Source organism: uncultured Methanobrevibacter sp., from assembly GCF_947170395.1.
In the GTDB taxonomy this organism is placed as follows: domain Archaea; phylum Methanobacteriota; class Methanobacteria; order Methanobacteriales; family Methanobacteriaceae; genus Methanocatella.
Genome location: NZ_CAMVTE010000031.1, coordinates 16,870 through 27,433, shown reverse-complemented (window position 1 = coordinate 27,433; position 10,564 = coordinate 16,870). Strand labels below are relative to the sequence as shown.

The following is a 10,564-nucleotide window of genomic DNA, read 5'->3' as shown; positions in this document are numbered from 1 at the left end:
CTGTGAGTAGAACCATCCTCTGGTCTGGTCATGGCCTTCTGTAATGAAGTCATATGGGAACCAGTCTTCGAAGCTGTTGTCTTCAGCCGGGTAGTAGAGTGATGCCCATCCGGCAACACCGGAATCTATCCATACGTCAAGCACGTCAGGGATTCTTCTGATGGTAGCTCCGCACTTGTCACATTTCACTTCAACTTCATCGACGTACGGCCTGTGGATAAGCTCTGAGTCTGAAACTGTGATTTCGTTTAAGGATTCCTCTTTCAATTCATCTAAAGAACCTATTACCTTGAGTTCTCCGCAGTCAGGACATTCCCAGATAGGAATAGGGATACCCCAGAACCTTTGCCTTGAGATTGTCCAGTCACGTGCGTTGTCAACCCAGTCATGGAACCTTCCTTCACCGGCCCATTTAGGCACCCATTCGACATTGGCGATTTCATCAAGCATCTTATCCTTGATGTCTGTTACTTTTAAAAACCACTGTTTGGTTGCCCTGTAGATGATAGGGGTTTTGCATCTCCAGCATACACCGTATCTGTGCTCGATTGTCTCCACACGGTACATCAGGTTTTTATTTTGTAAATCTTCAATAATCTGGTCGTTTTCCTCTTTTGTGAATTTGCCTGTGTATTTTCCTGCGTCTTCTGTAAAGCATCCGTCCTCTCCGACAGGACAGAATATCGGAAGTCCGAATTTCTGACCGACTTCAAAGTCGTCCGGACCGTGTCCGGGTGCTGTGTGTACAAGGCCTGTACCTTCACCCAGCTCGACGTGGTCTCCAGGAAGTATTGTGTGAACCTTTTCAATTTCTGAGTCGAATTCCATCTGCTTTGGAATTTCATCTGCCAAAATGTAATCGTAATCCATGCCAACAAGGTCAGACCCTTTAACTGTCCTTATGACTTCATACATCACTTCTTCCTCTTCGATTACCTTATCCTCTTCATCCTCATTTTCGGCAGGTATTTTGGTCCTGTGGATTTTGATGCGTTTTCCCAAAACGTCTTCCATCAGGTTTTCGGCTAAAATGTAGGTTTCGCCATCTTTTAAAACGTAAACGTAATCAAATTCCGGATTTACACATATTGCGAGGTTTGCCGGAAGTGTCCATGGAGTTGTTGTCCAGACAAGGAAATATGTGTCTTTCTCTCCAGTTACAGGGAACTTTATGAAAATGGAAGGGTCAACCTTTTCCTCATATTCTATTTCAGCGGCAGCCAGTGCGGTTCCGCAGTGAGGACACCAGCTGATAACCCTCTGGTCGTTTACAAGCAGGTTCTGTTCGTTTGCCCTTTTGAGTGTCCACCATGATGATTCCATGTATTTGGGATCAAGTGTCATGTACGGCTTGTCCCAGTCCATCCAAACTCCAAGCTGGTCGAACTGCTCTTCCATGGCGACCTTGTTTTCAAGGGCGAATTCCCTGCATTTATCAACGAATTTATCGATTCCAATCTCCTCGATTTCCTGTTTGGACTGGATATTCAATAGATGTTCGACCTTGTTTTCGATTGGAAGGCCGTGCATATCCCATCCGGCCTGTCTTCTCAGGCTGAATCCGTTCATGGATTTGAAACGCAGGTATGTGTCCTTGATTGTCTTGTTCCAGGCTGTACCCAGATGTATTCTTCCGCTGCAGTATGGCGGTCCGTCTAAAAATGAGTATCTTGGACCTTTTTCTCTAAGTTCATTAACCTTTTTGAAGGTTTCTTCCTCTTTCCAGAATTTTTGAACCTTTTTTTCTATTTTATCGTGATCGTATGATTTATCTGCCTCTTTTATTGGCATTGTAACTCCTCAAAAATTAATGATTTATAATATGTATCTTTTTGTTGTAATTAATAAATAAAGGTTATTGCGATAATCGGATATTTTAGAAATCGGAAAGATTTTTAAAAAAAAAAGATTGGCTGAAACAGAAATATGAAAAATGCAACAAAAAAACAGCAGTCACTGATGTAAAAACAGGTCAATATCTATACTGTGAGAGAAAAACCCCCACAGCACACCGATTAGATATTGAAAAAATTCAATCTATTTTATAGTTGGAATCAAAAATCCCAAAAAGGATTTCAACTCTACCTAATAGTATGAACCAAATCTTATATAAACTTAATCATGAAGTTTATAAATTGCAAGGAGTGATCATCATAAGTACAACTGAACCCAGAGATAACCCGGTGAGGCTACCGGAAAACAAATCCCTATGAAATAGAAGATCCCTACAATTTAAAGGAGAATCATGGCAAGCTTCACATCGACTTAATTAAAATCAATGTGAATATAGTAGTCAGGCACCACAAACAAATGAGGTACCAAACCATTGCAATCCAAAATTTAGCAAGGATACTCACAATGATTCCCCCTATAAAATAGATTAAATTGCCAGTGGACTTCTCATCAAAGAAAACCCTCCAAATCGAAATCAAAGCAACATCACAACAAAGCATAATATCACCCCCTGGACTTAAAGAGTTACAGTTTACAAATATTATATCAAATAAACTATATAAAACTTTATTATACAAAAATAAAGGACAATGATGCTTTTATTCTGTTAAATTGCTTTAAAAATGTGAAATTGTAATGGCTCTGAAAAAAATCATTCCATCAGCATTACATTTACAGATGTGAAAATGTTAAATAATTAAAAACAGCAACCGCTGATGTAAAAACAGGTCAATATCTATACTGTGAGAGAAAAAACCCCCACAGCACACCGATTAGATATTGAAAATATAACTTAATACACTTAAGTTGGAATCAAAAATCCAATAAGGATTTCAACTCTACCTAATAGTATGAACCAAATCTTATATAAACTTAATCATGAAGTTTATAAATTGCAAGGAGTGATCATCATAAGTACAACTGAACCCAGAGATAACCCGGTGAGGCTACCGGAAAACAAATCCCTATGAAATAGAAGATCCCTACAATTTAAAGGAGAATCATGGCAAGCTTCACATCGACTTAATTAAAATCAATGTGAATATAGTAGTCAGGCACCACAAACAAATGAGGTACCAAACCATTGCAATCCAAAATTTAGCAAGGATACTCACAATGATTCCCCCTATAAAATAGATTAAATTGCCAGTGGACTTCTCATCAAAGAAAACCCTCCAAATCGAAATCAAAGCAACATCACAACAAAGCATAATATCACCCCCTGGACTTAAAGAGTTACAGTTTACAAATATTATATCCAATAAACTATTTAAAACTTTATTATACGAAAATAAATGACAATAATGCTTTTATTCTGCTAAATTGCTTTAAAAATGTGAAATTGTAATGGCTCTGAAAAAAATCATTCCACCCTCATTACATTAACAGATGTGAAAATGTTAAATAATTAAAAACAGCAGCCGCTGATGTAAAAACAGGTCAATATCTATACTGTGAGAGAAAAACCCCCACAGCACGCCGATTAGATATTGAAAATATAACTTAATACACTAAGTTGGAATCAAAAATCCAAAAAGGATTTCAACTCTACCTAATAGTATGAATTAATAGAATATATATTTAATCATTTCAATGTAAATAAAATGAATAATAAAAAAAGGGTTTTCCTCAAATGAGGAAAAGTTTTAGTTTTTGATGTATTTTTTAAGGTCTTCAGCCTTGTCGGTTTTCTCCCATGGAAGGCCTTCAATACCGAAGTGACCGTATTTTGCAGTCTGTTTGTATGTTGCGTCCCTTAAACCTAATGTCTCGATGATTCCGTCCGGAGTAAGCTTGAAGTTTTCACGAACGATTTCAGCCATTGACTTGTCGCCGATGTCAGCCTTGGTTCCAAAGGTATCAACCATTACTGAGGTCGGTTCGGCCACACCGATGGCGTAGGATAATTGGATTTCACATTTTTCTGCAAGTCCGCTTGCAACGATGTTTTTGGCTATGTATCTTGCCATGTAGCATGCGCTTCTGTCCACTTTGGTGCAGTCTTTACCTGAAAATGCTCCTCCACCGTGGCGTGCATATCCACCGTAGGTATCGACGATGATCTTACGTCCGGTAAGTCCTGCATCACCGTGAGGGCCTCCGATTTCGAATTTTCCTGTTGGGTTGATGTGCTCTTTGGTGTTTTCTGTCATGAGCTCATCGGGAATGACTGCCTTGAAGAGCTTTTCACGGATGTCTTGTTTTAATTGTTCCTGATTGTCGGATACGGTCTCGTCGTGCTGGGTTGACAGTACCACGGCGTCAAGTGAAACGACGTTTCCGTCCTTATCATAGTTTACTGATACCTGTGCCTTTCCGTCAGGTCTGAGGTATGGAATTTCACCGCTTTCTCTAAGCTCGGTTAATTTATTTGTTAGTTTACGGGCCAAATCAATCGGATAAGGCATTAATGATTCAGTTTCGTTGGTTGCATAACCGAACATCATTCCCTGGTCACCGGCTCCGGTTTCCTCATCTCCACGGTCCACACCCTGATTGATGTCTGCGGACTGTTCATGGAGCCTGTTTTCAACTTTACATGTGTGACCGTCAAATTCCAAATCAGGCTTGTCATAGCCTATTTCAATGATTGTGTCGCGGATAATCTTTTCGATTTCATCTTCTGAGATGTGGGCTGCGGAGGTTATCTCACCAAATACCATACAGAAATCAGTTGTCACACAGGTTTCACATGCAACATGTGAATTCTTGTCCTGTGCCATATACGCATCCAATATAGCATCAGAAATAATGTCTGCAACCTTGTCCGGGTGTCCTTGAGTTACTGATTCTGATGTAAAAGTCCTATATATTTCATTCATTTTATCACCGAAGTCAATGTTGAATTCTCATATAAATGCATCAACATCAAATAGTCATTATAATCTTTATAGTAAATGTTATATAAAAATTGTCAAATCATGGATTTTCTGCACGTAAGTCAGATGCGATTTAAACCAAAAGACGTGCCATAATATTAACGGTTAATGTTAGATGTTATGATTTTATTGTGCGGGTTTGACATTAACATCTTCGTTGGTGAAAATTGAAGTTGATTGTAAATGCGGATATATATGTTTGCTCTTAAAATAGTGAGTCTAAAAAAAGAAAAGGGTTAGTGAGAGTTAATCCCACTAATTGATTTTAATTTTTGATGTTTTTGTAGCAGCCTGGTAGGTACCATCACCTGCGTAGCTGACGGTTGCTTTAAATGTACCTTTCTTAGCCATGTTGAGTTTAAAGGTAGCCTGACCTTTGTCGTTTGTTTTGGCTGTGTAGGTTTTGCCGTCAACTTTAAGGGTTACCTTTTTGCCTGCTCCGAAGTAGGTTTTGCCGTCCACGCCTTTTACAGTGCTTAAAGTGACTGTGTAGGATTTGGTTTTAGCGGAGGCTTTGTAAGTCTTGTCAGGAGCGCTTATGGTAACAGGTTTTTTGGTAATTGTAATCAGGTATACTGACATGGTTGCGTTATATTCGTCGTCGCCGAGGAATGCAACTGCAAATGTTAACCTGTTTTCTGAAGCAAGGTTAATCTGAACGTTTGCATAACCGTTTTCGTCAGTAGTTCTTTCGAGACATTTACCGTTGTAACCGATTAAAACTGTTTTGTTTGCAAGTGGTTTGCCGCTTGCGTCTTTCAATTGTACAGTGAAGTTTCCACCCCTTTCACCGAGTTTGTACTCGATAGCGTTCTGGGTGTAGTTGTTTCCTTCAATGACAGTTGCAGCTCTAATTGGTGCCAGGTTGTTTAATGTAATTGTAGCGTTTGATGGGTTGTATACGTCATCACCAGCGAAAATTACATCAATTACGCAGTTGGATAAACCTTGAACTTTGAATGCACCTTTATCATCAGTAGTAGTGTTTACTGTTGTGTTAGAGTTAATGATAGCCTTAATGGCTGCATTAGCAATAGGAGTGCCTTCATCATCCACTAAAACACCAGTGATTGCAAAGTCGCCTTCAACTTCATTGAAGTTGATGAATGTTTTTGCTGTCTTGCCTGCGTTTGCGAAAGTAAGGTTTCCTTCAGTATCGAAGTAAGTATCGTCACCAGCAAATACAACTTTTAAGACACCGTTTTTACCGGCTTTGACCTTGAAAGTACCGTTGGCATCGGTTGTTGTGTTTACAGGAGCCAAATCGCCGAATGTTGAGGTAATAGTAGCGTTTGCAATAGGGTTTCCTACAATGTCAACCAATACGAAAATAACACCCAAGTCACCTTCAAATCCGTTAAGAACGATTTCTGTAGAAGTTCTGTAGTCCATAGGATCAGCAGCTACGAATGGGTAGATAGGTTCGCTTTGGTTGAAGATGACGTTATTGTCATCATCAGTAGTGAACAGGTAACCTACAGGACCGAATACAACAGCATAGTCTAGGGCGCCTTTGTTGTCTGCATAGTCAGTTCTGATTGGAGCGTTTCCTAAGTAAGCAGTTGAGTTTTCACCATCAGTAACGTTTTTGATTACAGTCTGTTCATCTTCAGAGTATAAAGTAATCCAAGTTTCAGGTTCAAATGAGGTTGCACGTCCCTGACCAGTATTTACAAATCTAATTGCAGGTTTGTCATTGCTTCCCCAATAGTTGTTTTCAAAAGTACAGTTAGGATCTTCACGGTCACTACGATAGTTTCTGTCAATAACTAAGTCAGTATTGACAAATACGGAGTTGGTAATGTTGTATTGTGAACCATCACCAGGAGTTAGTGACTTTGCAATCATTGTAATGCCATCAAATAAACATCCATCAAAACTAAACATTACAGTGCCGTAAGTATTTACAGACCAAAGGTTAGTCAAATTAATGAAAGTTGAATTGCTTGCAGATACAGTTCTACCTCCAGACCCATATATAAGTCCAAATGCACTTAAAAAAGATCCACTACTAGAAATTAAGTTATATTCTGGCAATGGAGAACCAAAACTGTTTATCATGGATATATTGTTAGCTAAAACATTATTTGCTAAACAGAAGGCAGGACTTAAAATTGAACAAGTATCATTATAACCTATTACACTTAAAGAAGAATTATCACCATCATTTGAAATAACAGTATTTTCAATTATAGTCACCGCATCTGAACTATAACCTGATGAACCAGTTAATGAGAAGTATGCCAAGTTGAAATTGTTTTTGATCAATGAATTATTTACAACTAATGAAGGAATATCATATAATATTCCAATAGCAGCAACATTAGAGCTAATTTCAGTATCGTCAATACTTACATTACCACCATAGATTATACCATGTGATGAAATACCATTATTGTTGAATAATGAATTTTCAACATTAAGTTTACCATTATTTCTGATTATAGCAGGGCCACCACGGCAACTTGTAATTCTAACACCATCTAAACAAAGAGTTGCGCCCTCATCGACAGTAATTGGGCAAGCAAGTGGGTCAAGTTTTCTTAGCAAGTTGTTAACATTTTTATTACCTGCCATGAACTCTTCTACATTAGCAGGCATCATATTTTGGATAGTTAAATCTTTTAAAGTAACTTTATTGTTACCTTCAGTGATTTTAGCAAATACAGTTGCATTTTCACCATCAATTATTGTTTTATCAATGCCTTCACCTACTAAAGTAACATTGCTCAAAGATGTAATAGTCAAACCTGTGTTTAAATCACCGGTATAAATTCCTTCAACAATATTTATTGTAATATCACGACAGTTTTTAACTGCTTCTTTAATAGCTTTTGAAATAGATTTGAATGGATTGGATTCACTACCATTACCATTTTCATCACTACCTTTGAGTGAAACCCACATCTCAACATGGTCAAGAATATTTTCAAGTTTTACAGAAATTAATCCTGAATTTATAACATTTTCATTATTTGGATATTCCATAGCACCATTTAAAATATAATCTCCTTCTTCAAATCCAGCATAGTTAAATGTAACAACACTACCTACAACTTCAGGAGAACCAATTTTAGTACCATTCAATTCAAAAGTAAGATATTTTGCACCAATTACAGCACCTGATGGACCGTAAACGGTAGCGGTCAAATCATCAACCAATGAAGTAACATTTTGACTGTTAAATGTAATGGTTAATGGAATTGCATACGCAAGTTCTATTTCCTCCTCATCAATCCACCAATCTGTTGGCAATTCTAGATAAACATCATTAACTTTTTGCATAATATTATTTTCAAAAGTACAATTTTCCCAATCAGGTGTTTCAGCATCCTTAATATACGGAGCTAAATAAAGTGCTCCACCATAATCAGCAGAGTTATTAATAAATGAACAATCAGTGAATTTACCAAAGTTTAAATAACCTGCTCCTCCATTTGAAGCAGTGTTGTTGATAAATTTACAATTATCAAATGTCAATTTAGGAGACCTTGAAAGAGAATCATAATCAATAAAGACAGAAAATGCACCACCTTGTTCTGCATGGTTATTGACAAATGTGTCATTTATAAAAGTACTGTCTCCAGTAAGGTAAACTGCACCACCAGCACCACCCTCAATAGGGCTGTTATTTTCATAATAGTTATTTATACTTGTAAAGTAACCTGTAATTGCACCACCATTTTGAGCATTGGTGTTATTAATAAACTTACAATCTATAAAAGTTGCACCAGCAGTATTTATGATACCATTACTTTGACTATTTTTATAAACATTATTTGCAAAATAAGAACCAGTGATAGTAATTTTACCAGGTACAGATATTCTTCCACCATTATTAGTATAAACCAACCTATCAAATAGAGTATTAACTAATATATAATACCTACCAGTATTTGATAAGTCATTATTATCAATTATACAATTATCAAGGAATAACTTGTTTTTTCCAGATATTAAATCTTTTCTATTACCATAACCATTGACAAAGCTCACATTAGTAACATTAACATTAGTTGTACTTACAGCTAAAAACCAGCTTGTTCCTTCACCATCAATAATAGTTTCATTATATTTTTCACCTAAAATTTGCAAATTACCTTGATTTGCAATAGTCAACTGAACATTACCCTCTTTAGTATAAGTTCCTTTAAGCAAATGAATAACTACAGTGAATGAATTTTCAAAACCAACATCAATAGCATGCTGAATTGTAGCAAATGGACTGTCTAAAGTTCCATTATTAGCATCCAAACCATTAGGAGACACCCATAACTCAACAGGATCATTATTTAAACTAACATTGACAATACCCAAAACATCACTAGTTGCATCACCGGAAGATAAAGTCAAATTATAAATTCCATCTACAGGAACTGAATCGAAAGTAAAAGTAGCTACACCATTTGAAGGCCTAACAGTTTTAGAAATACTATTTTCATCACTACTCAAATTAACATCAATAGAACTTTTAATTACAATATTACCCATATCATCAGTCACAGTAATCTTATTTAATTCAAATCCTTTACTTGCTTCATAATTTGATACATTATATATTGTGTAATTCATTGCAAATTTCAATCCACTAATTTCAGAATATCCTGCATAAATGTTTCCTACAGAGTTAGTGGAATTAACAAATACATTATTTTCAAGTTTAAAAGCACCTTGATATAAATTAACAATAGAATAAGTATCTGAAGGACAAGAACAATTAATAAATTCATTACCTGTTATAACAGATTCATCAAACATGAAAGGAGCATCTGTTGGATTTAATAAAAATATAGAAGCATCCTGAGTTCCGGTTATGTTAATAAATTTATTGTTTATAATTGTAGCTGGAGTATCTTCAATATAAACTGCAGCTCCCTGACCTCCATTTTCAGAAAGCCTAGTGTTGATAAATGTGTTATTTTCTAAATAGATATCTGCAAGAACAGCATAGATAGCTCCACCTCGTGAATTAGCATTATTTGAATTAATATAAGTTGAAATAAATTGTGAATTTAAAATTCTTAAATTTGGAGCAGCAATAATAACTCTAGGTTGATCATCTACAATTTCAATATCTTCAATTTCCCCTTCAGAATAAATCGCTCCACCTCCTAAATTTGTAACATATGAATCTTTAAATATACAATTATCAACAGTTAAATTACCATAATTACTAATAACACCACCATCTGGATTTTTACAGTTTATAAAAGTAATATCTTTAATTTTTACATTTGAATTAATACCAATTGTAGCAAAACAAAATGCGGATTGACCATCTAAAAATGTTTTGTCAGCACCAGCACCAATAATCTCTAAATTACCCCCAACTTCATGGTCTAAATCAATATCCAAATTTTCGTTTAATAGAAAAATCCCTTCACCAATGTAAATTGTAGCATCATCAGAATCAGTTACAACTGAAACTGCTTTACTTACATTAGCATAAGGACTTTCTTTAGTACCTTGGTTTGAATCATCACCGACAGTACTTACATATATTTCTTTTACATCATTATCTCCATCGCCCACAACAATAGAATCATCTGAAGTTGATGTTCCCAAATTGTCAGCAACAGCGTTTTCCCCATCAGCAGCACTTACAGCACCAATAAAGAAAATCAACAATACAAAAGAAATTAAAATTATCTTGTAATCTTTCATATTTTTGTTACCTCAACAATTTTATTTTAAATAATGTATTAAAAAATAAATTCAAATTAATACACGAA

At 36.0% G+C, this 10,564-nt stretch carries 3 protein-coding genes; all 3 read right to left on the bottom strand.

Annotation, left to right across the window (positions count from 1 at the left end; translation table 11 throughout):
• The coding region (gene ileS / locus Q0W04_RS08535) for an isoleucine--tRNA ligase (RefSeq protein ID WP_298502066.1) at window positions 1–1,791 on the bottom strand (1,791 nt) is incomplete at its 3' end.
• 1,808 nt (window positions 1,792–3,599) lie between these two features.
• Window positions 3,600–4,775 carry a methionine adenosyltransferase gene (gene metK / locus Q0W04_RS08530; protein WP_298502063.1) on the bottom strand — a complete coding sequence of 392 codons (1,176 nt, stop codon included), beginning with the start codon at window positions 4,773–4,775 and terminating at the stop codon, window positions 3,600–3,602.
• A 312-nt stretch (window positions 4,776–5,087) separates the two neighbouring features.
• Window positions 5,088–10,496, bottom strand: coding sequence for a hypothetical protein (locus Q0W04_RS08525; protein WP_298502060.1), 5,409 nt, complete (start codon window positions 10,494–10,496; stop codon window positions 5,088–5,090).
• Between the last annotated feature and the right edge of the window lie 68 nt (window positions 10,497–10,564).